Genomic DNA, 25937 nt, shown 5'->3' on the forward strand with positions numbered 1-25937 from the left:
ATTTAGTATTATGATAAAGAACCTGACAGGTGGGGAATTTTGCCTGACCCGGAAGGAAGACCAGGAGGAAGAGATCATGCAGGAAATGATTAAGGTTGCGGTGGACGCAATGGGCGGCGACAATGCTCCTGATGAGATCATCAAGGGAGCGGTGGAAGCCGTCAGTCTACGGGAAGACATCAAAGTATTTCTTGTGGGAAAAGAGGAACTGATTCGGGAAAAATTAAAAGCGTATTCCTATAAGGATGAGCAGGTCGAGATTGTGAATGCGACAGAGATCATCGAGATGGCGGAGCCTCCGGTGGCGGCGATCCGTAAAAAGAAGGACTCATCTATCGTGGTGGGAATGAAGCTTGTAAAGGAAGGAAAGGCGGACGCCTTTGTATCTGCAGGAAGCTCGGGAGCCGTGCTGGTCGGCGGACAGCTTCTGGTAGGCCGGATTAAAGGGATCGAGAGACCGCCTCTCGCCCCGCTGATTCCTACGGAGAAGGGGGTATCCCTTCTGGTGGACTGCGGCGCAAATGTGGACGCAAGGCCGGCGCATCTGGTGCAGTTCGCGAAGATGGGCTCTATCTATATGGAGCATGTCATGGGAGTCAAAAACCCGAAGGTAGCTATCGTAAATATCGGAGCCGAGGAGGAAAAGGGAAACGCCCTGGTGAAGGAGACCTTCCCGCTTCTGAAGGAGTGTGAGGATATCAATTTCACCGGAAGCATCGAGGCCCGGGAGATTCCGCACGGACAGGCTGACGTGATTGTCTGCGAGGCGTTCGCCGGCAATATTATTTTGAAGCTCTATGAGGGACTGGCTGCGGTGCTGGTCAGCAAGATTAAGGAAGGGATGCTGAGCACTCTTCGCAGTAAGATCGGAGCGCTTCTTGTAAAGCCGGCCCTGAAGCAGACACTAAAATCCTTTGACGTGTCCGAATATGGCGGAGCTCCGCTTCTGGGACTGAACGGTCTGGTGGTAAAGACTCATGGAAGCTCCAAAGCGAAGGAGATCAGGAATTCCATTATCCAATGCGTCACATTTAAGGAGCAGCGGATTAATGATAAAATCAGAGAGAATATTTTAAGAGAGGAAGGATAACACAATGGAATTTGAAAAATTAAAAGGAATTATTGCGGACGTACTGAACGTTGATGAAAATGAAATTACGATGGAAACCACATTTGTGGACGATTTGGGAGCAGATTCCCTGGATGTATTCCAGATTATCATGGGAATCGAGGAAGAGTTTGACGTTGAAATTGATCAGGAAGAGGCTGAAAAGATCGTGTCTGTGGGCGACGCGGTAGAGGAGATCAAAAAAGCGCTCAATAACTAAGCCGGCAAACGAAATCAAAGGGCTGCTGCAAATGTAGAGGAAAGGAAGTCTGATTCTATGTTTCCGGCAGCCTTGTTCTATGGAAAGCGCCGGGCGGCGAACTGCTCTGGCGCCGAAAAAAGAAAGAATGCGGGAGACAAAGACGGGCAGTACAAAGCCGGTCTGTTTTCTGCTGTACAGGAGAATGCATATGAAACTGGAAGAACTGGAAAATAAGCTGGGCTATCGTTTTCATGACCGGAAGCTTCTGGAGCAGGCATTGTGCCACAGCTCCTATGCCAACGAGCGCCATATGGACAGGCTTCTGAATAACGAGAGGCTGGAGTTCCTGGGCGATGCGGTGCTGGAGCTTGCCACCAGCGAATATCTGTACCTGAATTATCCGGAAATGCCGGAGGGAGAAGCGACGCGTACCAGAGCAAGCATTGTCTGTGAGCAGACGCTGGCACTCTGCGCACGGGATCTGGGCCTTGGAGCCTGGCTGCGCCTTGGAAAGGGAGAGGAGCTGACTGGCGGCAGGGAGAGGGATTCGATCACCTCGGATGCCATGGAAGCTCTGCTTGGAGCTATCTACCTGGACGGTGGTTTTGCTAATGCAAAAGAATTTGTGCACCGCTTTATTCTAAATGACATCGAGCACAAGAAACTCTTTTTTGATAGCAAGACTATCCTTCAGGAGCAGATTCAGAGCGAGACGGAGGAGCCCCTTCACTATGAACTGATAAAGGAAGAGGGGCCGGATCACAACAAGCGGTTTACCGTCGAGGTCTGTCTGGGAGGGCAGGTCCTCGGAACAGGCAGCGGACGGACAAAGAAGGCTGCGGAGCAGGAGGCTGCTTACCGCGCAATACTAAAAAGACAGAAAAATGGATAAGGTCGCAGGATGTATTTAAAAAGTATAGAAGTACAGGGCTTTAAGTCCTTTGCAAATAAAATTGTATTTGAATTTCACAACGGAATTACCGGAATCGTAGGGCCGAACGGCAGCGGAAAGAGCAATGTGGCGGATGCAGTCCGCTGGGTGCTGGGAGAGCAGAGGGTCAAGCAGCTGCGCGGCGGAAGCATGCAGGACGTCATTTTTGCGGGCACGGAGAACCGGCGGCCCTTAAGCTATGCCTATGTGGCGATTACCCTGGACAATTCGGATCACCAGCTGGCGATCGATTATGAGGAAGTCACCGTATCCAGGCGTCTGTACCGCTCCGGTGAAAGCGAATACCTGATCAACGGGTCGGTCTGCCGTCTCAAGGATGTCAACGAGCTGTTTTATGACACCGGAATCGGAAAGGAAGGCTACTCTATTATCGGACAGGGTCAGATCGACCGGATTTTGAGCAGCAGACCAGAGGAATCCAGAGAGCTTTTCGATGAGGCTACCGGAATTGTCAAGTTCAAGCGCAGAAAGAATACGGCACAGAAAAAGCTGGAGGACGAAAAGCAGAATATCTTACGCATCAATGATATCCTGGCAGAGCTGGAAAAGCAGCTTGGACCGCTGGAGAAGCAGTCTGAGACGGCAAGACAGTATTTAAAGAAAAAAGAGACATTAAAAAACTATGATGTGAATATGTTTCTTCTGGAGACAGAGCGTCTGCAGAAGCAGCTTTCCGAGCTTACAGAGAAGGCGGAAACCGCCCAGGCAAATCTGAACGAGACAAATCTGGAATACGAAAGGATCAAAAGCGAGCATTCCCGGATCGAGGAGGAGCTGGAGGAGCTGAACGCAAGCCTGGATGAGGCGAAGGAAGCAGCCAGCCAGAACAGCCTAAGCCGCCAGCAGATGGAAAATCAGATAGAGCTTCTGAAGGAGCAGATCAAGTCTGTCCGTTCCGGAGAAGAACAGAAGCAGGGACGTCTGGCAGCCATCGGGGAGGATATTCTGGAGCGCCGGGAGACGCGAAAGCGCTTTACGGAGGAGCAGAAGCAGCTGGACGTCCAGCTCAAAGAGGTATCCGATGTCTCGAGAACCGCGGGAGAAAGGCTGCGGGAGCTCCGCGCCCAGATTGACGGCCTGAACCAGAGGGCAGAGCAGAGTAAAAATGAGATCATCAGTCTTTTAAATGACCGCGCGTCCACCAAAGGACGCCTGCAGCGCTATGACGCCATGCAGGAGCAGGCCCAGCTGCGAAAGTCCGAGCTTTCGCAGAAGCTGCTGGAGGCAAAGACGAATGAGGAGGCTCACCGGCAGTCCTTTGAACGCTATCAGAAGGAGCTTGAGGAAGTCAGCTCCCGGATTCTGGAGCTGACTGCTTCCCAGAGAGAAAAGGAGGAGGAAGCGGAAGGCTTCCGCAGGCAGCTGGGAAAATTGAATGAGGAGCTGGAGATTGGCCAGAGCGCCTTTCACAGGGAGTCCTCAAGACTGGAATCCCTGCGGAACATGGCGGAACGCTATGACGGCTACGGAAACAGCATCCGCAGGGTCATGGAGCAAAAGGGGAAAAATCCGGGAATCCTCGGCGTGGTGGCCGATCTGATCCGGGTGGATCAGAAATATGAGACTGCAGTAGAGACGGCTCTGGGCGGCAATATTCAGAATATCGTGACGGATCACGAGGAGACCGCCAAGGAAATGATCGCCTATCTGAAGCAGAACCGTTTTGGACGGGCTACCTTTCTTCCCCTGACCAGTGTGGGAAACCGGGACAATTTCCCGAAAAAGGAAGCCTTGAAGGAAAAAGGAGCGGTGGGGCTTGCCAGCGCCCTGGTGGAGGCGGATGAGAAATATGCAGGCGTCGTGAATTATCTGCTTGGGCGTGTGCTGGTAGCGGAGCAGATCGACGATGCGATCCGGATTGCCCGCAAATACGGCCATTCCCTCCATATTGTCACGCTGGAGGGAGAATACCTAAGCCCGGGCGGTTCTATGACAGGAGGAGCCTTCCGGAATTCCAGCAACCTTCTGGGACGCAGGCGGGAGCTGGAGCAGCTGGAAGAGAATGTGCGCCGTCTCGATCAGGATATGAAGGATGCCCGGGAAAGGATTGAGGAGCTGAAGGAAAGGCGGCGCGTGAGCCGCAGAGAGGCGGAAGAGCTGAATGCCCGCCTGCAGGAGCAGTTTCTTCTGCAGAATACGGCAAAGCTGAATGCAGACCAGGCAGAAAAGCGTCTGAAAGAGATCGAAGAGGGCTATGAGGGACTTCAGGCAGAGCTGAATCAGATCGATGAGCAGCTCCAGGACATCAGCAGGAGCCGTGAGGCGATTGCAGAGGAGCTTTCTGAGTCGGAGCGGCAGGAAAAGACGAATGAGAGCCGGATCCTGGAAGCGCAGTCGGAGCTTTCCGAGCTGAAGAAGCAGGAGGCAGACTGCATCCGGGAAGCGGAAGAGGTACATCTGGAGGTGGCGAACCTGACCCAGAAGGCGGAATTTGCCGCTGAAAACGTGGCCCGTATTGACCGCGAGCTGGACCGCCTGCGTTCAGAGGAGGAGGACCTGAAGGCAGGAGTGCTGGAGGGCGGCAAGGATGTGAAGGCCAAGGAGGAAAGCATCCTGGCTTTGACCGGCCAGATTGGACAGCTGGCAGCCAGAAGCGGGGAGCTGGAAAAAAGGACGGCAGACCTTTCTGGCAAAAGGGAAGCGCTGCTTAGCGGCCAGAAGGAGTTCTTTACGAGAAGGGAGGAGCTTTCCGAGCAGAAGAACCTGCTGGACAGAGAGGTGTTCCGCCTGAACAGCCAGAGGGAGAAGCTGGAGGAGACAGCCGACGCGCAGGCTTCCTATATGTGGGAGGAATATGAGCTTACCTACAATATGGCCCTGCCTCTGCGGAACGAGGAGTACACGGATCCCGGCAGCCTGAAAAAGCAGATCGCGGCCCTGAAGGATGAGATCCGGAAGCTGGGAGACGTCAACGTCAATGCGATTGAGGATTACAAAAACATTTCCGAGCGCTATGAATTTATGAACAATCAGCGGAACGATCTGGTAAAAGCCGAGGAAACCCTGCTTGGGATCATCAAGGAGCTGGATACCGGCATGCGCCGCCAGTTCGAGGAGCAGTTTGCAAAGATCCGCGTGGAATTTGACAAGGCCTTCCGGGAGCTGTTCGGCGGAGGAAAGGGAACGCTGGAGCTGGATGAGGAGGAAGATATCCTGGAGGCGGGAGTGCGGATTATCGCCCAGCCGCCCGGAAAGAAGCTTCAGAACATGATGCAGCTTTCCGGAGGAGAGAAGGCGCTGACAGCCATTTCCCTTCTCTTTGCGATTCAGAACCTGAAGCCGTCTCCGTTCTGCCTTTTGGATGAGATTGAAGCGGCTCTGGATGATTCCAATGTGGGACGCTTTGCGAAATACCTGCACAAGTTGACAAATAATACGCAGTTTATTATTATTACACATAGGAAAGGAACGATGGAGGCCGCTGACAGACTGTATGGAATTACCATGCAGGAGAAGGGCGTGTCTGCCCTCGTCTCTGTAAACCTGATTGAAGAGGAGCTTGATGAATAATGGATTCTGGCAGGCGGGCGCCATGTCCTTCCTGCCGGAGCTTTGATTCACCGCCCGGCGCGGGGAGAATAGACAGGGGGAATCAGTATATGCCGGAAGAAAAGAAAGGCTTTTTCAGCCGTCTGGTGTCTGGGCTTGCCAAGACACGCGCAAATATTGCAGCCGGAATCGATAATATTTTCAGCGGCTATTCGGCGATTGACGACGATTTTTATGAGGAAATTGAAGAGACCCTGATTATGGGGGATATCGGCATCAATGCCACAAACGCGATCCTGGAGGATCTGAAGCAGAAGGTGAAGGAGCAGAAAATCAAGGATCCTGCAGAGTGCAAGGAGCTTTTGATTAACAGCATTAAGGCTCAGATGCAGGTAGGCGAGGTGGCTTACCGCTTTGAGCAGGAGAAGTCCGTGGTTCTGGTCATCGGTGTAAACGGAGTGGGAAAGACGACGTCTGTAGGCAAGCTGGCCGGAAAGCTTAAGGATCAGGGGAAAAAGGTCATCCTGGCGGCGGCGGATACGTTCCGTGCCGCAGCGGGGGAGCAGCTGACCGAGTGGGCGCACCGTGCAGGTGTGGATATCATCAGCGGATGCGAGGGAGCCGATCCGGCTTCTGTCGTCTACGACGCGGTCTGCGCAGCCAGGGCAAGGCATGCGGATGTGCTGCTCTGCGATACGGCGGGACGGCTTCATAATAAGAAGAATCTGATGGAGGAGCTTCGGAAAATCAACCGGATCATCGACAAGGAATATCCGGAGGCCTTCCGTGAGACGCTGGTGGTGCTGGATGGAACCACAGGACAGAACGCACTGGAGCAGGCCCGCCAGTTCAGCGAGGTCGTAGATATCACAGGCATTATACTGACCAAGCTGGACGGAACTGCCAAGGGCGGCATTGCCGTGGCGATAGAATCAGAGCTGGGCATTCCGGTCAAATACATCGGCGTAGGGGAGAGCATTGAGGATTTGCAGAAATTCGACGCGGACGAGTTTGTGAACGCGCTGTTTCATCAGGAGAAATAAAGGAGAGACGAGAGTATGCTTACATTAGAGAAATTTGAAGAAGCTTCTGAGGTGGTAAAGAAGGCAGCCATTGAGACAAAGCTGCTGTACAGCCCGTATTTCAGCGAGCAGACAGGCAACAAGGTTTACCTGAAGCCGGAGAATATGCAGGTGACAGGCGCCTATAAGATCCGCGGGGCCTACTATAAGATCAGTACGCTGACGGAGGAAGAACGGGCAAAGGGGCTGATCACAGCCTCCGCCGGAAACCATGCGCAGGGCGTAGCCTACGCGGCAAAGGCCTATGGTGTAAAAGCAGTCATTGTCATGCCCACCACGACGCCTCTTATGAAGGTAGAGCGCACCAAGAGCTATGGCGCAGAGGTAGTTCTCTATGGAAACGTATATGATGAGGCGTGTGAGCATGCATATAAGCTGGCGGAGGAATATGGCTATACCTTTATTCATCCCTTCGATGATCTGGCAGTGGCCACCGGACAGGGAACCATTGCCATGGAGATTATAAAGGAGCTGCCTCTCGTAGATTATATTCTCGTCCCCATCGGCGGAGGCGGCCTGTGTACCGGCGTCTCCACCCTCGCGAAGCTGCTGAATCCGAATATCAAGGTGATTGGCGTGGAGCCGGCAGGAGCCAACTGCATGCAGGTATCCCTGAAAAATAAAAAAGTGACGACGCTTCCGAGTGTCAGCACGATTGCAGACGGCACAGCCGTCAAGACTCCCGGTGAGAAGATTTTTCCTTATATCCAGAAAAATGTAGACGATATCATCACCGTTACAGATGACGAGCTGATTGTAGCCTTCCTGGATGTGGTGGAAAACCACAAAATGGTCGTAGAAAATTCCGGCCTCCTGACGGTAGCCGCTCTGCGCCATATGAATGTGAAGGGCAAGAAGATTGTTTCTATCTTAAGCGGCGGAAATATGGACATCATCACGATGTCGTCTGTGGTGCAGTTTGGCCTGATACAGAGAGACCGTATCTTTACGGTATCTACGCTTCTCCCGGACAAGCCCGGCCAGCTCGTGCAGGTAGCCCAGCTGATTGCTGAGGAGCAGGGCAACGTCATCAAGCTAGACCACAACCAGTTTGTCAGCACAAACCGCCAGGAGGGCGTGGAGCTGCGCATCACGATAGAGGCTTTTGGCACAGAGCACAAGAACCGGATTGTAAAACGGCTTGAGGAGGGCGGCTTCCGGCCCAGGCTCGTGAAGATTATGATGTGACGGAAGGCCAGTAAGTGCAAAACAGATAGGTATAACAGTATAATAACAGTTTGAAAGAGAGAAGGCCGCAGAATGAGACAGATGTCTTAGCTGCGGCTGTTCTCTTTTCTTTTGATGTTTTTCAGACTTTTTTCCAATACTATAATGGTAATACGAAAAAATCAATTGCAAAAAAGGAGAAAAATATGTCCTATGAAATCATGCCAGAGCATCTGTCAGCCTATCTTGTGCAGCTTCGCGATGAAGAGAAAAGCCCCCACACCATTGAAAAATACCTCCGCGATGTGAAGAGCTTCTGCAGCTTCACGGGCGGCCTTTTCCCGGGAAAGGAAACCGTTCTTTCCTGGAAAAAGCATTTAAGCGGAAATTACAGGCCCAGAAGCGCCAATTCCATGCTGGCTTCGCTGAATCATTTCTTTTCGTGGATGGGCTGGGAGGAGCTTCGGGTCCGGGCGTTCCGGATTCAGGAAGAGATATATGAAAAGGAAGAGAAGGAACTGACAAGAAAGGAATATGAAAGGCTGCTGCGGGAGACCAGGCGGAGAAAGAAGCGCCGGATGGAAATGATTCTTCAGACTCTCGGCTCTACGGGAATCCGTATCTCTGAGCTGCCTTTCATCACGGTTCAGGCCGCGAAGAAGGGCAGGGCAGAGGTGAGGTGCAAGGGAAAGCAGCGGCAGGTTTATCTGCCGGCGGCACTGTGCAGAGCTCTCAGGCGGTATGGAAAGGAAAGAAGGATTGCTTCCGGCCCGCTTTTTGTGACAAAATCCGGTAAGCCGTTGGACAGAAGCAATATCTGGCGGGAAATGAAGAAGCTCTGCAGGCATTCCGGGGTGAATCCGAAAAAGGTGTTTCCGCATAATCTGAGACATTTGTTTGCACGGGTATTTTATCAGATGGAAAAAGATATTGTGAAGTTGGCGGATATTCTCGGGCACAGCAGCATCAATACGACGAGAATCTACACGAAAGAAAGCGGGCGGGAGCACCGCAGGATGATTGAACAGATGAGGCTGATTGTCTATACCACATAATCTATATCATGTTGTAACTACATAGATGAATTCGGATGTATTTTATCACAGACCCTCCGGGAATACAATCTGAAATCCCTGTATTTTAGGAAAATGCCAGAAAATAAAAGAAAGGAAATCAAAAAGGGCAGGAAAAAGAAGCCTGAGAAGAAGAATTCAGGGAAAAATTGAACATATTTCCCTGTACCGCCTTCCAGACGTCTCTCAAAAGCACAGTCATAACAACATGATATAGATTATGTTGTTAGCTGTACAGGCAGGAGGAGATACACACAAATGAGAAGGCGGGAGATTAGGATATTTTTTTTGCTGGCGGCGGCGCTGACAATTACCGGCTGTATGGGACAGCAGGAGACAGGGCACAGGATTCGTTCTTTCCTTTATCTGTATCCGCGGAATGCACTGGAGGTCAGCGTCCAGCCAGAGGTCCAGGAGCAAATTTCCTGTGCTTATCCTTCCTGTGAGGAGGAGTGGAGAGTGATAGCAAGGCCGGACGGAACCATGGCAGGCCTGGATGACGGACAGGAGTATTCCTGTCTGTTTCGAGAGTCTGTACTGGAGGGGCTGCCGAAGGAGCCGCTGTCTGGAGAGCTGCAGGCAGGCTATGTGGTAAAGGGAGAGGATACCGCGGCCTTCCTGCAGGAAATATTTTCAAAAATGGGCCTTTTTCCTTCGGAGTATCATGAACTGCTTATATCCTTCCTTCCGGAAATGGAGAGGCAGCCCTGGAACCTCATTACAATCTACAGGAGAACGGGAGGCGTGCCGGATGGTCTTCAGATTACGCCCAGGCCGGATCAGGTGCTACAGGTGCTTATGGCATACAAGCCTCTGGAAAAGGGCCCGGATGAGGAGACAGAGGCGCCTGAGCTGGAGTCCCTGCATGCGTTCCGCCAGGGGTTTACAGCGGTGGAATTGAGCGGTATGCAGATACAGTGAGTTCCATTCGCAGGGTGTGAAAGAAAGGCGAAATTTTTCTTGCGCTTATTGATAAAATATTGTAGAATAAGAGAAGCGCATAAGGGAGTAGTTGGCGTCTTCGGACGTGACAGAATCAACACATTGGCGAACGCCTGGTTTTGTATGAAATGACGAGACTTATCCGCAGAGAAAATCTGCGGGAAGGTCTCTTTTTTTATCCGCATTTGGCTCGAAGCTGAGCTGCGGCCGGGAAAATTCTGTGGGCGCCTGAAAGGCGCAGTGATTCTGCATACGGAAAATGCCCTTATGATTTACGAAGGAGAGAGGAGAAAAAACTATGAGTTTGCTGGAGCTTTTTATACTGGCAGTGGGTTTGTCGATGGACGCGTTTGCAGTCGCTGTCTGTAAAGGACTGAGTGTGCGGAAGGCGGGAGCAAAGGAATGCGGTATTGTGGGCCTGTATTTCGGAGGCTTTCAGGCATTGATGCCGGCCATCGGATATTTTCTGGGCGTACAGTTCAAAGAGTATATCACAAGCATTGACCACTGGATTGCGTTTATTCTGCTTGGACTGATAGGCTTCAATATGATTCGGGAGTCCAGAGAAAGGGCGGATGAAAACGATGAGGTCTGTCCAAAGGAGGAGCATCCTTTCGCCGTGAAAAGCATGCTTCTCCTGGCGGTAGCCACCAGTATCGACGCTCTTGCCGTAGGAGTTACGCTGGCCTTTCTGGATGTAAATCTTCCGGCCTCCATAAGCTTTATCGGCGTGACGACCTTTGTGCTTTCGGCGATCGGAGTGCGGATAGGCAATATTTTCGGAATGCGGTACAAGTCTAAGGCGGAGCTGGCCGGAGGCGTGATCCTGATCTGTATGGGATTGAAAATTCTGCTGGAGCATTTGGGCGTATTTAGCTAAAACGATAAAAAAATATTGTAAAACGATAAAATCGGATTGACTTCTGGGAAAAAAGAAAGTATGATTAAGGCAAAAGCGAGAGAGCTGCCTGTACAGAGCGGCGATTGACTGGAGGAAATGGAAAATGTGGCTGTTTATATTGCTGGTACTTGTACTGCCGGGCCCCCTTCTGACAATTTACAATTTTTATTCGCTGGTTTTGCGCAGAGAGCGTCCCGGATGGTTTGAGCCGGTTTCCTTTCCTCTGGGAGTTTTCTTTATGGTGGTTCTTTACGCGCTTTGGCATCCCAGGCCATGGGATGAGAGTATTGAGTCCCCGGGCGATATGTCTTCTCTTCATGAGCCCTTTTCCAGAGAGCATATGCTGACGCTTCTTGTGCTTTTTGCCGTCGGAGTGGTTTCCTATGCATTTTTAAAAAGGAAAAAGGAGACGGCGGCGCCCCTTGCAAAGGTGCTTGCCATGGCTGGCGCGTACATTGGAATCGGTGTAAATGTCCTGATTCTTATCCAGCTTTTTGGGGTTTTGCCACATAATCAGCTTTTTATGAATATGGTTCCCTTTGATGTGCTTCTGATGATGCTGGTGCCTTTGAACTACATCATTCTTACGGTTGTCGAGCTGGGTTCTGTTGTACGCCTGCAGAACCGGCAGCTGAAGGAGGAGAGGCAGGAATGGGAAGAGGAGGAACGTCCGGAGAGAAGCGCTTCAGACAGCGGTGGTCCCTACAAAAGCAGGCTTCTGAACGATTGTAGCAGGATTCTGGAAAAGAGTGATCAGTGGGCCTTTTACGCTCTTCTTTTGACTCTCCCGCTTTTGTGCGTGATTACTGTGATTCTTCTTCTGTTTGGGCAGAGGCCGGACAGTGCGATCAGGGTGTTTACAGAGACCAGTGACTGGACGCTGTCTACGAAGATTTCTCCGCCGGAGGTTATGGTGGACGCGCATTATCTCTGCACCGTGGCTTTGCGCGGCCACAGGGGGCTGGTGAGGCCTGTACGCATGGGCCTGCGCAGAGGCGAGAAAATTGTGGTGAACAGGCAGCTCTGCGTGGCGAATGCCTTCGAGCAGCTGCTGGAGGAGCGGACACCGCGTTTTCACAGGGCAGTGCGGAATTTTTACGATACCTGCGGATATCCCATTTCACGGCATATCCGGACGCCTCTGGCTGCCGATATCGTCTATCTGCTTATGAAGCCCCTGGAATGGCTGTTTACGGCGGTTCTTTACCTGTTTGACACAAAGCCGGAGGATCGGATTGCAAGACAGTATCTGCCTGATATCGGTTGTCCTGTGAACGGGTCTGTGGTAAAATAAAAAAATGCGGAAATCCGGCATACAAAGCGCAGAGAGAGTGAGCCTATGGGAGTGGCCGCGAATCAGATGGCGGAAAGGCTGAAGGAGAAGAAGGCGGAGCAGAACTTTCGAAGCCGGTTGGCTGAGAGGACAGGTTTTGTGCGCGGGGCAGGGCTGCCTGCGCATGAAAAAAGAATTCCGTCAGCGGAATTCCTGGATAACGTAAAAATCTGCCCGGAAGCTCCAGGCAGATTTTTGTATGTGTGATACTCACAGGAGTATGTTTGGATGTTCTGTGGTTATTCGGTGATGTAGGGCTTGAGCACCTCGAGAATCGCGTCCATCTCTTCGTTGGCATGGATATTCAGGTCGATGGGCTTGGACAGATCCAGGCTGAAGATACCCATGATGGACTTGGCGTCGATGACGTACCGTCCGGAAACCAGATCAAAATCTACATCAAACCTTGTAATCGCATTTACGAAGGATTTTACCTTCTCAATGGAATTCAGGCATATCTTAACTGTTTTCATATCGTGTAACCCTCCTACAGATAAACTTGATAAGTTTATCTAGATCTTAATACCGGGGTGGGTAAAAGTCAATGCCAAAATCTTAAAATCGAAAGGAAAATGGGAGATGAAAAAGGCTGCTTTACATAATCTTGGCTGCAAGGTGAATGCTTATGAGACGGAAGCCATGCAGCAGCTGCTGGAGCAGGCAGGGTACGAGATTGTACCCTTTGAAGAAAAAGCGGATATTTATATCGTAAATACCTGTACGGTTACGAATATTGCGGACAGAAAGTCCCGGCAGATGCTCCACCGTGCGAAGAAGCAGAATCCGGAAGCTCTTGTGGTGGCCGCAGGCTGCTATGTGCAGGCTGCCGAGGCAGAGCTGAAGGAGGACAGTGCCGTCGATCTGCTGATTGGAAACAACAGAAAAAAGGATCTGATTTCCATCCTGAAAGCCTATGAGGAAGGCGTACAGGAGGACGCTGTGATCGACATTAACCACACAAATGAGTATGAGGCGCTGTCTGTGACGCAGACAGCGGAACACACAAGGGCCTATGTGAAGGTTCAGGATGGCTGCAACCAGTTCTGCAGCTACTGCATTATTCCCTATGCCAGAGGGCGTGTGAGAAGCCGCAGCGTGGCGGACGTCTGTGCGGAGGTCCGCTCTCTTGCGGAGGCGGGGTACCAGGAGGCAGTGCTCACGGGAATCCATTTGAGCTCCTATGGTCTTGATCTGGAAGGAGAAACCCTGCTTTCCCTGATTCAGGCTGTTCATGAGATCGAAGGAATCCAAAGAATCCGCCTGGGTTCTCTGGAGCCGCGGATTGTGACGGAAGAGTTTGCGTCGGCTCTGGCAAGGATGGAAAAGTTCTGCCCTCATTTTCATCTCTCCCTGCAGAGCGGCTGCGACGCGACGCTTCGGAGGATGAACCGGCGTTATACAGCGGAGGAGTATGAGAGGACCTGCGAGCTTTTGCGCCGCAAATTTGACCGCCCGGCTCTGACGACTGACGTGATTGCAGGCTTTCCGGGAGAGACGGAGGAGGAATTTCAGGAAACGCTGGAGTTTTTGAGGAGGATCCGCCTCTTTGAGACCCATGTATTCAAATATTCCAGACGCAGAGGCACCAGGGCGGCTGTGATGCAGGATCAGATCCCGGAGCCGGTTAAGACCCGGAGGAGCCAGATCCTTCTTGAGCTCGACAGGGAGAATTCCGCAGCCTACCTTCTGGAGCAAAAGGGACGAAGGGCGGAAATTCTGATTGAGGAGAAGCTGATTCTGGATGGAACAGAGTACCAGGTGGGCCATACAAAGGAATATATCCGGGCTGCGGTCCGCTCAGAGCAGGATTTGACCAACAAAATCATTCCGATCCGCATAGGGGATATGATTGGGGAAAGGCTGTGCCTGGCAGAGCTGCTGTAGGGCAGCTGTTTGTGCTGGCAGGAATTTTAGCTTGTATTTTCAGAAATTTTAGAGTACAATAGTGAAGTAGTGGTGTTCAGGAGCGTGAAATTATGAGCAGAATTGATAGCACACAGAACTTCAAGGTAGTGTCAGAGTCCGAGAACCGCGTAGGCGATATTCTTGCGCAGGTATATCAGGCGATGACAGAGAAGGGTTACAATCCGGTAAATCAGATCGTGGGTTATATTATGTCCGGAGATCCCACCTATATCACAAGCCATAACAACGCCCGCAGCCTGATCATGAAGGTGGAGCGTGACGAGCTGGTGGAAGAGCTTCTGAAGGTTTATATTTCGGCGAAGCTGTGACAGTAGAGCGGCTTGGCAGAACGGATAGTCAGGAGCAGAGTATGAGGATTCTTGGTCTGGATTATGGTTCCAGGACCGTAGGCGTGGCAGTCAGCGATCCCTTAGGGATTACGGCTCAGCCTGTGGAGATCGTTCGCAGAAAAGAGGAAAACAAGCTGAGGCGGACGCTGGCGCGCATCGAGGAGCTGGCAGGAGAGTACCAGGCAGAGCTGTTTGTGCTGGGCCTGCCGAAAAATATGAATAGTACTTTGGGAGAGCGGGCTGAAAAATCTCTGGAATTTGGAAGGATGCTGGAGAGAAGAACAGGCCTGCCTGTTGTTATGTGGGATGAGCGGCTGACGACCGTGGCAGCAAACCGCGCGATGATCGAAGGCGGAGTGCGGCGCGAGGAGCGGGGACAGCATGTGGATGCTCTGGCGGCGGCTCTGATCCTGCAGGGCTATCTGGACAGCCTTGGGACGCAGAAGAGTGCAGATGCAGAGAACGAGGAATAGAATATGGAAAAGATTTCGTTTACCCTGAATGAAACCGGAGAAGAGGTTCTGTTTTATGTGCTGGAGGAGACACGTCTGAACGGCACGGATTATATTCTGGTGACAGATTCCCAGGAGGATGACGGAGAAGCGCTTATTTTGAAGGATTTATCTTCAGATGGGGACAGCGAGGCGCTCTATGAGATCGTGGATGATGACCGGGAGCTTGAGAGCGTGATGGAGATTTTTGAGCAGCTGCTGGAGGATGTGGATATTACCCTGGAATAACAGGAAAAGCAGGTGATATCATTGAAAATTGACAGAGAAGACTTTAAAAGGCTGCTGAAGGAAAAAGGTTTGAAAATGACCAGGCAGCGCCTGGTCGTGCTGGAGGTGCTGGCGGAGAGCCCGGAACAGCATCTGACGGCGGAAGAGATTTACGAGAGAATAAAAGCAGCGAATCCGGACATCGGATTGGCTACTGTTTATAGAACGGTTCAGCTTCTGTTAGAGCTGGAGCTGATTGATCGGATCAATCTGGATGATGGCTTTGTCCGCTATGAGATTGGGGATATGGAAAAGAAGCGGCGCCATCACAGGCATCATCATCTGATCTGTCTGAAATGCGGAAGGGTGTCTGCGTTTCAGGAGGATATGCTGGAAGCGCTGGAGACGGGGGTTCAGGAGGCGCTGGGATTTCAGGTGACCGACCATGAGGTGAAACTCTACGGATACTGCCGGGACTGTTCGGAAAAAGAAAAAAGAGAGAATCAGGAGGAAAAAATTTGAGAAATATTAACAATTCAAAATTGCGGATCATTCCTCTGGGCGGACTGGAGCAGATCGGAATGAATATTACTGCCTTTGAATTCGAAGACAGTATTGTTGTTGTGGACTGCGGGCTGTCTTTCCCCGAGGATGATATGCTGGGCATCGACCTTGTGATCCCGGATATCAGCTATCTGAAGGAGAATATCCAGAAGGTAAAGGGCTTTGTGATTACCCATGGGCACGAGGATCATATCGGTGCGCTTCCTTATGTGCTCAAAGAGATCAACGTGCCGATTTACGCCACCAAGCTGACGATCGGCCTGATAGAAAACAAGCTGAGAGAGCATGAGATGCTGAACCGGGTAAAGAGAAAGGTGATTCAGCATGGGCAGTCAATCAATCTGGGAGCCTTCCGTATTGAGTTTATCAAAACCAATCACAGCATTGTGGACGCGTCTGCGCTGGCGATTTACTGTCCGGCAGGTATCGTGGTGCACACCGGGGACTTTAAGGTGGATTACACTCCGGTGTTTGGAGACGCGATCGATCTGCAGCGCTTTGGTGAGATCGGAAAGAAGGGTGTGCTGGCGCTGATGTGCGACAGTACAAACGCGGAGCGCCCGGGCTTTACCATGTCGGAGCGGACCGTGGGAAAGGTCTTTGACAATATTATGTCGGAGCATAGAAATTCCCGCATCATCATTGCTACGTTTGCGTCTAATGTGGACCGCGTGCAGCAGATCATCAACTCTGCTTATAAATATGGCCGGAAGGTAGTCATCGAAGGCCGTAGTATGGTAAATGTGATTACGACGGCGGCGGAGCTGGGCTATCTTACGATTCCGGATAAGACGCTGATCGACATTGAGCAGATGAAAAATTACCCGGACGATCAGGTGGTTTTGATTACGACAGGCAGCCAGGGAGAATCCATGGCGGCTCTCTCAAGAATGGCGGCTAATATTCATAAAAAGGTGCAGATTAAGCCCGGAGACACGGTTATTTTCAGCTCAAAGGCCATTCCCGGAAATGAAAAGGCAGTTTCCAGAGTGATCAATGAGCTTTCCATGAAGGGGGCAGACGTAATTTTCCAGGACGCCCATGTGTCTGGCCATGCATGCCAGGAGGAGATCAAGCTGATTTATTCTCTGGTGCATCCGAAGTATGCGATTCCTGTGCATGGAGAATACCGCCATCTGAAGGCGCAGGCTGATTTGGCCCAGAGCCTGGGAATTGCAAAAGAAAATACGTTTATCCTTTCCTCCGGTGATGTGCTGGAGCTCGGCGAGGATGGCGCGAAGGTAGTGGATCATGTCCACACAGGCGGAATTCTGGTAGACGGCCTGGGTGTGGGAGATGTAGGAAATATCGTTTTGAGGGATAGACAGCACCTTGCCGAGGATGGTATTATGATAGTGGTCATGACGCTGGAGAAGTACAGCAATCAGCTTCTGGCCGGGCCGGACATTGTGTCGAGAGGCTTTGTCTATGTGAGAGAATCGGAGGATCTGATGGAAGAGGCAAGATCCGTTGTGGAAGAGGCTGTGACGGACTGCCTGGACCGGGGGGTATCTGACTGGGGCAAGCTTAAGAATGTGACCCGGGATGCCCTGCGGGATCTGATCTGGAAAAGGACGAAAAGAGATCCAATGATCCTGCCTATCATCATGGAAGTATAGAGGACGGAAGATGAATACAAAAAAAGCAGCTTTTACAGTCTTATCTATTGCATTAAAAATCGTCATATTTGCGGTACTGGTGCTGGTAGTCGTCAGAGTCGGCAGCTTTGCCTATGAATATGGGCATGCGGTTTTTGAAGAGGAAGCGCTGGATGAGCCGCCAGGAAGGACGATCCCCGTGACAGTGCCTGAGGGAGCTTCCGCGAAGGATATCGCCATGCTTCTGGAAGACGAGGGGCTTGTGGAGGACTGGAAGCTCTTCTATTTTCAGATACTGTGTTCAAAATACGCAAATACCATGCAGCCGGGTGAGTATGTTCTCTCAACGGCTATGAAGCCCAGAGAGCTGATGGCGGTGATGTCCGGCGAGGAAGTGGAGTTTTCGTGGGATCAGCAAGAGGAATCATAAGTGATTGCAGGAGAGAGAACGACAGCCTTTATCAACTCGCTTGACAGAGGCAATACAGAGCTTTTAAATCAGATAGAAAAAGAAGCGAAGGAAGCCTGCGTGCCGATTATACGCCAGGAGATGCAGAGCTTTTTAAAGACGCTGCTTGCAGCGAAAAAGCCGAAAGCGGTCCTGGAGGTAGGAACAGCCGTAGGCTTTTCCGCGCTTTTGATGTGCGAATATGGGACGCAGGACATGCAGCTTACGACGATTGAGAAGTATGAGAAGCGGATTCCGGCAGCCAGGGAAAACTTCCGCCGGGCAGGGCGGGAGGCCCAGATCACCCTCCTGGAGGGAGACGCAGCAGAGATTTTGCGCGGCCTTACTGGCAGCTTTGATTTTATTTTCATGGATGCAGCAAAGGGGCAGTATATTCATTTCCTGCCGGATGTGCTGCGCCTTCTGGAGCCGGGAGGCCTGCTGGTGTCTGACAATGTACTCCAGGATGGGGATATCATGGAATCCAGGTTCGCGGTGGAGCGGCGCAACAGGACGATTCACAGCCGGATGCGGGAATATCTGTATACGCTGACCCATCACCCGGAGCTTGTGACTTCTGTGCTGCCGCTGGGGGACGGCGTAACCTTAAGCGTAAAGAAGGAAAAGGGGAACGTATGAGAAGAGGAATGAAAAAACCGGAGCTTCTGATCCCGGCCAGCAGCCTGGAGGTTCTGAAGACAGCAGTGGCGTTCGGGGCAGATGCGGTTTATATCGGCGGAGAGGCCTTTGGGCTTCGTGCCAAGGCAAAAAATTTTTCCCCGGAGGATATGCGGGAGGGAATCGCTTTTGCCCATGAGCATGGAGTGCGGGTGCATGTAACGGCTAATATTCTGGCCCATGATCGGGATTTGGACGGCATACGCGCTTATTTCCAGGAGCTGAAGGAGATGAAGCCGGACGCGCTGATCATCGCGGATCCCGGCGTATTTATGCTGGCGAAGGAGATTTGTCCGGAGATAGAGCGCCACATCAGTACCCAGGCCAATAACACAAATTATCTGACCTGGCAGTTCTGGCATGCTCAGGGAGCCAAAAGGGTGGTTTCCGCCCGGGAGCTTTCTCTGGAAGAGCTCAGGGAGATCCGGGCGCAGATTCCGGAGGACATGGAGATTGAGACCTTCGTCCATGGCGCCATGTGCATCTCCTATTCCGGGCGCTGCCTTCTCAGCAATTATTTTACCGGGCGGGACGCTAATCAGGGAGCCTGTACGCATCCATGCCGCTGGAAATATGCGGTCATGGAGGAATCCAGGCCTGGCGAATATCTGCCAGTCTATGAAAACGAAAGGGGAACCTTTATCTTTAATTCCAAGGATCTCTGTATGATAGAGCATATCCCGGAGCTTCTCGAGGCTGGAATCGACAGCTTCAAGATAGAAGGGCGCATGAAGACAGCCCTGTATGTGGCTGCAGTGGCCAGAACCTACCGGAAGGCCATCGACGACTGTCTGGAGTCTGAGGAGCTATACCGCAGTCATATGGACTGGTACAGGGAGCAGATTGCGGCCTGCACCTACCGGGAATTTACGACAGGCTTTTTCTATGGACGGCCAGACGAGAGTGCCCAGATCTACGATAATAATACCTATCGGAAGGGCTATACCTATCTTGGTATTGTGGGCAGTGTGACGCCTGAGGGACTGATCCGGACAGAGCAGAGAAATAAATTTTCTGTGGGCGAGAAAATAGAGATTATGAAGCCTGATGGGAGCAATCCGGAGGCTGCAGTGGAAGCAATCTGGGATGAGGAAGGCAGTCCGATGGAGAGCGCGCCCCACCCGCAGCAGAAGCTTGCAGTAAAGCTCTCTGAACGGGCGGACGTGTATGACATTCTGCGCAGGAAGGAAGAGTCCCCTGCCTGACCGTGGATGTCTTTGCCAGCTTGGGGCAGGGCAGCTCAGATATCGGAGCTTTTCTGAAAAAGGCATGTATGATTTTGCTTCCGGAAGAATAGAAATTTAGGAAAGGCACTTCTTTGGCGGAGTTATCATAAGATAATATAAATCCACCAAAGAGGTGCCTTTTTGAAGACTTTTCCGCAACCATTACCGGCGAAAGAGGAGCAGTATTATCTGGAGAGGCTGAAAGAGGGCGACGCTCACGCACGCGATATCCTGGTGGAGCATAATCTCCGGCTCGTGGCCTACATCGTGAAAAAATACCAGGGCTCCGAGGAGGAGATGGAGGATTTGATTTCCATAGGAACCATAGGACTCATCAAAGCCATCACGACGTTCAACAGTGAAAAGGGGCCCCGTCTGGCGACGTATGCGGCCCGCTGTGTGGAGAATGAGCTTCTGATGTATTTCCGGGCGAAGAAAAAGACTGCACGGGAGACGTCCTATTACGAGCCTATCGGAACAGACAAGGAAGGAAATGAAATCCATCTGCTGGACATCATGGAAAGCAGCGAGCGCGACGCCTTTTCTCAGATAAGCCTGAAGGCGGACAGTAAAAGGCTGTATGAGCTGCTGGGAGAGGTCCTGACCCCGCGGGAGCAGAAGGTTCTGATCATGCGGTACGGGCTTTATAATGGAAGAGAATATACGCAGCGGGAGATTGCGGAGGAACTTGGAATTTCACGCTCCTATATCAGCAGGATCGAGAAAAATGCGCTGATGAAGCTGCGGGAGTACTTTTAAAATTTCAAAAGAGGCTGTATCAGAGCGTGAGCTTCGGGATTTTCTGTATCCGATGTTCGGACGTCTCACGGACTGACGTATGCTTCCGGACGGACTAAAAAGCAGTCCGCCTGAATCATACATCAGTCCGCGAGAAGCCGGACATCAGGAAATCAGAAAACCCGAAGAGAGCCGTCTGACACAGGCTCTTTTTGCGAAATATGGCCGGACACTAGGATAAAGGAAAGCCCGCGGCAGGTTATTGGAGGCCTTTTGTGAAGAGAGAAGCCGGACATCAGGAAATCAGAAAACCCGAAGAGAGCCGTCTGACACAGGTTATTTTGTGCAGAGAAAGGCAGCGTACTGTGCAAATTGCTGAAAATTGTTAAAACCTGGAATTTTGCGTGACTTTTGAAACGAAATAGAGTAAGATAAGCTTATCCCGCACCGCGTATGGCGGTGCGGGTATTTCATCCGGCGTTCGCCGGGAGCTTTCCCAGAAGGAAATTAGAATGAGTAATCTCTGTACGGACACGGGGCCGGAAGAGAAAAAATACAAAAGAGAAGAAATATATAGGAGGGATGGAAGGGAAGGATTTATATTGTTCAGTAAGGTGCTGTCGGCCGGAATTGGCGGGGTAGACGCCTATCCGGTCCGGGTGGAGGCGGATGTGAGCGAGGGGCTGCCGCAGTTTCTGATGGTGGGCTATCTGGCGTCCGAGGTGAAGGAGGCAGGCGATCGGGTACGTACGGCGCTCAGGAATGCAGGATGTCCGTTGCCGGCCAGGAGGATTACGGTGAACCTGGCCCCTGCCAGTGTTCGAAAGGCGGGTTCCCGCTTTGATTTGGCAGTGGCTGCCGCGGTGCTGGCGTCTATGCAGAAGATTCCGGCGGAAAGCCTTGGCGGCCTGATGATCGCAGGAGAACTGAGCCTGAGCGGCCAGGTGCTGGGAATTCCCGGCGTGCTCGCACTTGCGGAGGCGGCCAGGGCGGCAGGGGTGAAGCGGTGTATCGTTCCTTCTGTCAATGCCCGGGAAGGAGCGCTGATACAGGAGGTAGAGGTGGTAGGAGTTTCAGATCTTACAGAGCTGATAGAGCTTCTGCGCCATCCGGAAAAGGGAGTGCGGACGTCTGTCAGCCCGGACAGCCTGCTGGGCCGGAGCGAAGGGAATGAAGCAGAGGATTTTTCACAGATCCATGGACAGAAAATGGTACGGAGGGCGGCGGAGGTAGCCGCTGCGGGGATGCACAATTTTTTGATGATCGGGCCGCCTGGTTCTGGGAAGACGATGATTGCCAGGAGAATTCCGGGGATTCTTCCGCCTTTGAAGCTGGAGGAGAGCCTGAAAATCACAAAGATTTACAGTGTGGCAGGGCTCCTGCCGCCGGGCGAGGCTCTCATCACGAAGAGGCCCTTTCGGGCTCCTCATCATACGACGACGGCGGAGGCCCTGGCGGGAGGCGGACGGCTTCCGATTCCGGGAGAGATTTCTCTGAGCTCGGGAGGAATTTTGTTTTTGGACGAGCTGCCGGAATTCCGGCGCTCTGCACTGGAGATATTAAGGCAGCCTCTGGAAGAGCACAGGGTCTGTATTTCCAGAACGGCGGGCACCTATGTATTTCCGGCAGATTTTATGCTGGTGGCAGCCATGAATCCATGCGCCTGCGGGTATTATCCGGACAGAAGCCGGTGCACCTGCGCGCCAAGAGAGACGGCCCGGTATCTTGGGAGACTGAGCCAGCCTCTTCTTGACCGGATTGACATCTGTATGCAGGCGCCAAGGCTTTCCTATGGGGAGCTGCAGGGAGAGGGAGAAAATGAGAGCTCTGCGTCGATCAGGAGGCGGGTGGAAGAGGCGCACCGGATCCAGAAGGAGCGTTTCCGGGAGGCTCCGGCCCGTTTCAATTCCCGCATGAGCGTCCGGGATACAGAGCGGTTCTGCTGTCTGGGGCAGAGGGAAAAGCAGCTTCTTAAGGAAGCTTTTGACCGCTTTTCCTTAAGCGCGCGGGCCTATCACAGGCTTCTGCGTGTGGCCAGGACCATTGCGGATCTGGAGCAGGAGGAGCGGGTGCGGGAGGGGCATATTCTGGAGGCGCTGGGATACCGGCCCTATGAGCGCAGTGAATGGCTGAGGGAGGTGTAGGCAGTGGTGAAAAGGGAAGCTGCGATGGAGCAGTACTGGCACTGGTTCTGCGCACAGCTGTTTTCCGATCCGGGGCTGGAGCGGCGTCTGCTGGACAGATTTGGGACACCTGAAACAATATTCAAGGTAAAGGAGGAGGAGCTCCTGAAATCATTCCCGGGAAACCAGGGAAGGCTTTCAGCCCTCTGTGCCGGCAGAAAAAAATGGGATTTTAGCAGGGAGACAGAGCGGCTGGCCCGTCTGGATATTCAGTTTGTGAGTATCTGCCATCCGGATTATCCGGCGCGCTTAAAGAGGATTGGTGACGCGCCCTGCGGTCTGTTTTACCGGGGGCTTCTTCCTTCAGATGCGCTTCCTTCTGTAGCGGTAGTCGGAGCCAGAAGCTGCAGTGCATATGGAAGAAATGTCTGCCTTTGGTTTGCGGAGGAGCTTGCTGCCCGGAATGTGCAGATCATAAGCGGCATGGCCCGGGGAATCGATGGGATAAGCCACAGGGGAGCCCTGGCTGCCGGAGGGAGGACCTTTGGAATTTTGGCCGGCGGCGTGGACCGCTGTTATCCGGAAGAAAACAGGGATATTTATATGGAGCTGGAGAAAAAGGGCGGACTGCTTTCAGAAAGCCCTCCCGGAATCCGGCCCTTCACCTATCTGTTCCCCCTCCGCAACCGTATCTTAAGCGGTCTTGCGGACGCTGTCCTTATAATAGAAGCAAAAGAGAAGAGCGGAACACTGATTACAGCAGACTATGCCCTGGAGCAGGGAAGAGAGGTCTATGCAGTTCCGGGCCCTCTGGGAGAGCCCTTAAGTGCTGGCTGCCATAACCTGATCAGGCAGGGCGCCGGGCTTGCGGTATCTCCGGAAAGGCTGCTGGAAGATTTGATGATTTTACCCGGATTTAACATGAAAAATATGCAAAAGAATAAAATTACTCTTGAAAGGTCTGAAAATTTGGTGTATAGTTGTCTACGTTTACAGGCCCAGAATCTGGGGGAAATTTGTCAGAAGACAGAGCTTTCACCGGAGGAGGCCTTAAGTGTTTTGGCAAAACTGCAGCTGAAGGGGTACGCCAGGGAGGTTTCCAAGAATTATTATGCAGCAGTGCGGCCGCAGGGACAGACTTAAGCTGGCCGGCCGCGCAGACGGATAAAAAGGGAAAGGCGCTCAGGCCGCAGGAAATGCCAGACAGTTCAGACAGTCTGGACTGTTTTGAAATATCAGAGAAAGAGGAAGGATATATGGCAAAAAATCTGGTTATCGTAGAGTCTCCGGCAAAGGTGAAAACCATTAAGAAATTCCTTGGACCGAACTACGAGGTACTGGCTTCCCAGGGACATGTGCGTGATCTGCCCAAAAGCCAGCTTGGCTTTGACGCAGAGCACGGCTATGAGCCCAAATATATCACTATCCGCGGCAAGGGAGAGATTCTGGCAAAGCTTCGCAAGGAAGCGAAAAAAGCAGACAAGATTTATCTGGCTACCGACCCTGACCGGGAGGGAGAAGCGATCTCCTGGCATCTGTCCCAGGCGCTGAACCTGGACGGGAAAAAGGTATACCGGATCACCTTTAACGAGATTACCAAAAACGCGGTAAAGGAGTCCCTGAAGCATGCCAGGGAGATTGACATGAATCTGGTAAATGCCCAGCAGGCGCGCCGGATGCTGGACCGTATGGTGGGATACCGGATCAGCCCGATTTTGTGGGCAAAGGTGAAGCGGGGCTTAAGCGCAGGCCGGGTGCAGTCTGTGGCGCTGAGACTGATCGCGGATCGCGAGGAAGAGATCAATGCCTTCGTTCCGGAGGAGTACTGGACCCTGGATGCGGATTTTCTGGCAGAAGGCGGGAAGAAACCGCTACAGGCGCATTTTTATGGGACCAAATCCAAAAAGATGGCGCTGAAATCCAAAGAAGAGGTGGATAAGGTTCTGGCTGGCCTGGAGGGTGTCTCTTACCAGATCAGCGAGGTGAAGAAGGGCGAGAGAGTCAAAAAGGCGCCCCTTCCGTTCACGACAAGTACCCTGCAGCAGGAGGCGTCCAAGGCGCTGAACTTTTCTACTCAGAAGACGATGAGCGTAGCTCAGCAGCTGTATGAGGGAATTGATATCAAGGGAAATGGCACAGTCGGTGTGATCACGTATCTGCGTACTGATTCCACCCGTGTGTCAGAAGAGGCCGAGAAGGCGGCAAAATCCTATATCAGTTCTGTGTATGGAGAAAATTATGTTTCGAAAGGACAGGGCTCCAGGGCATCCGGGAAGAAGATTCAGGACGCTCACGAAGCGATCCGTCCGACAGATCTGGCACGGACTCCGGCTGCGCTGAAGGATTCTCTGACAAGGGAGCAGTTCCGCCTTTATCAGCTGATATGGAAGCGCTTTGCTGCAAGTCAGATGGCAGATGCGGTTTATGAAACCTCGTCCGTAAAAATAGACGGAGGAGAGTACCGCTTTACCATGTCGGCGTCCCGGGTTTCCTTTGACGGCTTTCTTTCTGTCTATGTCCAGGAGGATGAAAAGGAAGGGGACAGCCGTATTTTAAAGGGGCTCAGCACGGAGACGGCGCTCACGCTGAAGGAATTTGAAAGTAAGCAGCACTTTACTCAGCCGCCTGCCCATTATACGGAGGCAGCCCTCGTAAAGACTCTGGAGGAATTGGGAATCGGACGTCCCAGCACCTACGCGCCTACGATTACGACGATTATCGCCCGCCGTTACGTAGTCAAGGAAAATAAAAATCTGTATCTGACGGAGCTGGGAGAGGTAGTCAACCACATGATGAAGCAGGCCTTCCCGAGCATCGTGGAGACAGATTTCACGGCGAACATGGAGGGGCTTCTGGACCGGGTGGAGGAAGGAACCGTAGACTGGAAGACGGTAGTAGAGAATTTTTACCCGGATCTGGAAGCGGCTGTAGAAGCGGCGGAAAAGGAGCTTCAGGAGGTTAAGGTCGAGGACGAGGTCACAGATGTGGTCTGTGAGCAGTGCGGCCGCCACATGGTCATCAAGTATGGACCTCACGGACGGTTCCTGGCCTGTCCGGGCTTCCCGGAGTGCCGGAATACAAAGCCTTATCTGGAAAAGATCGGCGTATCCTGTCCCAAATGCGGAAAGGATGTGGTTCTGCGGAGGACGAAGAAGGGCCGGAAGTATTATGGATGCGAGAATAATCCGGAATGTGATTTTATGTCCTGGCAGAAGCCCTCAAAGGAAAAATGTCCGGTCTGCGGAAGCTATATGGTCGAGAAGGGAAATAAGCTGGTATGCGCCAATGAGACCTGCGGCCATGTGACTGCGAAGAAGGAGGCATAAGCCTGCGGCCGTC

24 protein-coding genes are annotated in these 25937 nt (G+C 52.2%); 23 read left to right on the top strand and 1 reads right to left on the bottom strand.

Annotated features, from left to right (window positions below):
• Positions 1 to 76 precede the first annotated feature (76 nt).
• The 10 genes from plsX (at position 77) to B5E77_RS07150 (ending at position 12210) form a co-directional block, all read left to right on the top strand.
• On the top strand, positions 77 to 1090 hold the full coding sequence (gene plsX, locus B5E77_RS07105) for a phosphate acyltransferase PlsX (RefSeq protein ID WP_087164776.1): 1014 nt from the start codon (positions 77 to 79) through the stop codon (positions 1088 to 1090).
• Positions 1091 to 1094: 4 nt separating this feature from the next.
• Complete coding sequence (acpP, locus tag B5E77_RS07110; protein ID WP_087164670.1) at positions 1095 to 1328, top strand: acyl carrier protein; 234 nt, start codon at positions 1095 to 1097, stop codon at positions 1326 to 1328.
• Between the two features lie 184 nt (positions 1329 to 1512).
• Positions 1513 to 2202, top strand: coding sequence for a ribonuclease III (gene rnc, locus B5E77_RS07115; protein WP_087164671.1), 690 nt, complete (start codon positions 1513 to 1515; stop codon positions 2200 to 2202).
• A 9-nt stretch (positions 2203 to 2211) separates the two neighbouring features.
• Positions 2212 to 5772: a chromosome segregation protein SMC gene (gene smc, locus B5E77_RS07120; RefSeq protein WP_087164672.1), complete on the top strand. Its 3561-nt coding sequence runs from the start codon at positions 2212 to 2214 to the stop codon at positions 5770 to 5772.
• Positions 5773 to 5861: 89 nt separating this feature from the next.
• Positions 5862 to 6794, top strand: coding sequence for a signal recognition particle-docking protein FtsY (gene ftsY, locus B5E77_RS07125; RefSeq protein ID WP_087164777.1), 933 nt, complete (start codon positions 5862 to 5864; stop codon positions 6792 to 6794).
• A 15-nt stretch (positions 6795 to 6809) separates the two neighbouring features.
• A complete protein-coding gene (gene ilvA / locus B5E77_RS07130) occupies positions 6810 to 8021 on the top strand; it encodes a threonine ammonia-lyase (protein ID WP_087164673.1) in 1212 nt (403 codons plus the stop codon).
• Positions 8022 to 8206: 185 nt separating this feature from the next.
• The gene (locus tag B5E77_RS07135; RefSeq protein ID WP_087164778.1) at positions 8207 to 9055 is read left to right on the top strand and encodes a tyrosine-type recombinase/integrase; all 849 of its coding nucleotides are present in this window, start codon (positions 8207 to 8209) and stop codon (positions 9053 to 9055) included.
• A gap of 276 nt (positions 9056 to 9331) precedes the next feature.
• Entirely contained in the window at positions 9332 to 9994 is a 663-nt protein-coding gene (locus B5E77_RS07140; RefSeq protein WP_087164674.1) for a hypothetical protein, read from the top strand.
• A 319-nt stretch (positions 9995 to 10313) separates the two neighbouring features.
• Complete coding sequence (locus B5E77_RS07145; protein WP_087164675.1) at positions 10314 to 10895, top strand: manganese efflux pump MntP; 582 nt, start codon at positions 10314 to 10316, stop codon at positions 10893 to 10895.
• 124 nt (positions 10896 to 11019) lie between these two features.
• Entirely contained in the window at positions 11020 to 12210 is a 1191-nt protein-coding gene (locus B5E77_RS07150; RefSeq protein ID WP_087164676.1) for a DUF6688 domain-containing protein, read from the top strand.
• 278 nt (positions 12211 to 12488) lie between these two features.
• On the opposite strand, the gene B5E77_RS07160 is transcribed toward B5E77_RS07150, so the two are convergent.
• Positions 12489 to 12722: an HPr family phosphocarrier protein gene (locus B5E77_RS07160; RefSeq protein ID WP_087164678.1), complete on the bottom strand. Its 234-nt coding sequence runs from the start codon at positions 12720 to 12722 to the stop codon at positions 12489 to 12491.
• Between the two features lie 106 nt (positions 12723 to 12828).
• Between B5E77_RS07160 and mtaB the strand changes: the two genes are divergently transcribed.
• From mtaB to topA, 13 genes are all read left to right on the top strand, one after another.
• A complete protein-coding gene (mtaB, locus tag B5E77_RS07165; protein ID WP_087164679.1) occupies positions 12829 to 14133 on the top strand; it encodes a tRNA (N(6)-L-threonylcarbamoyladenosine(37)-C(2))-methylthiotransferase MtaB in 1305 nt (434 codons plus the stop codon).
• A 92-nt stretch (positions 14134 to 14225) separates the two neighbouring features.
• Positions 14226 to 14483, top strand: a complete 258-nt coding sequence (locus B5E77_RS07170) for an IreB family regulatory phosphoprotein (RefSeq protein WP_087164680.1) — start codon at positions 14226 to 14228, stop codon at positions 14481 to 14483.
• 41 nt (positions 14484 to 14524) lie between these two features.
• The gene (gene ruvX / locus B5E77_RS07175; protein WP_087164681.1) at positions 14525 to 14977 is read left to right on the top strand and encodes a Holliday junction resolvase RuvX; all 453 of its coding nucleotides are present in this window, start codon (positions 14525 to 14527) and stop codon (positions 14975 to 14977) included.
• Positions 14978 to 14980: 3 nt separating this feature from the next.
• Entirely contained in the window at positions 14981 to 15244 is a 264-nt protein-coding gene (locus B5E77_RS07180; RefSeq protein WP_087164682.1) for a DUF1292 domain-containing protein, read from the top strand.
• A gap of 21 nt (positions 15245 to 15265) precedes the next feature.
• Positions 15266 to 15745, top strand: coding sequence for a Fur family transcriptional regulator (locus B5E77_RS07185; RefSeq protein WP_087164683.1), 480 nt, complete (start codon positions 15266 to 15268; stop codon positions 15743 to 15745).
• Positions 15742 to 17406, top strand: a complete 1665-nt coding sequence (locus B5E77_RS07190; protein ID WP_087164684.1) for a ribonuclease J — start codon at positions 15742 to 15744, stop codon at positions 17404 to 17406. Before B5E77_RS07185 ends, B5E77_RS07190 begins: the two co-directional genes overlap by 4 nt.
• Positions 17407 to 17416: 10 nt before the next feature.
• Positions 17417 to 17815 (top strand): endolytic transglycosylase MltG, encoded by a 399-nt coding sequence (locus B5E77_RS07195; RefSeq protein WP_087164685.1) that lies wholly within the window; start codon positions 17417 to 17419, stop codon positions 17813 to 17815.
• The gene (locus B5E77_RS07200; protein ID WP_087164686.1) at positions 17816 to 18472 is read left to right on the top strand and encodes an O-methyltransferase; all 657 of its coding nucleotides are present in this window, start codon (positions 17816 to 17818) and stop codon (positions 18470 to 18472) included.
• Positions 18473 to 18480: 8 nt separating this feature from the next.
• Positions 18481 to 19716 (top strand): peptidase U32 family protein, encoded by a 1236-nt coding sequence (locus B5E77_RS07205; RefSeq protein ID WP_087164779.1) that lies wholly within the window; start codon positions 18481 to 18483, stop codon positions 19714 to 19716.
• A 162-nt stretch (positions 19717 to 19878) separates the two neighbouring features.
• Complete coding sequence (gene sigK, locus B5E77_RS07210) at positions 19879 to 20496, top strand: RNA polymerase sporulation sigma factor SigK (protein WP_087164687.1); 618 nt, start codon at positions 19879 to 19881, stop codon at positions 20494 to 20496.
• Between the two features lie 581 nt (positions 20497 to 21077).
• Positions 21078 to 22619, top strand: coding sequence for a YifB family Mg chelatase-like AAA ATPase (locus tag B5E77_RS07215; RefSeq protein WP_242963659.1), 1542 nt, complete (start codon positions 21078 to 21080; stop codon positions 22617 to 22619).
• 3 nt (positions 22620 to 22622) lie between these two features.
• Positions 22623 to 23741, top strand: coding sequence for a DNA-processing protein DprA (gene dprA / locus B5E77_RS07220; RefSeq protein WP_087164688.1), 1119 nt, complete (start codon positions 22623 to 22625; stop codon positions 23739 to 23741).
• A gap of 113 nt (positions 23742 to 23854) precedes the next feature.
• Entirely contained in the window at positions 23855 to 25924 is a 2070-nt protein-coding gene (topA, locus tag B5E77_RS07225) for a type I DNA topoisomerase (protein ID WP_087164781.1), read from the top strand.
• The last annotated feature ends 13 nt before the right edge of the window (positions 25925 to 25937 follow it).

This window comes from Lachnoclostridium sp. An131, from assembly GCF_002160825.1.
Taxonomy (GTDB): domain Bacteria; phylum Bacillota; class Clostridia; order Lachnospirales; family Lachnospiraceae; genus Laedolimicola.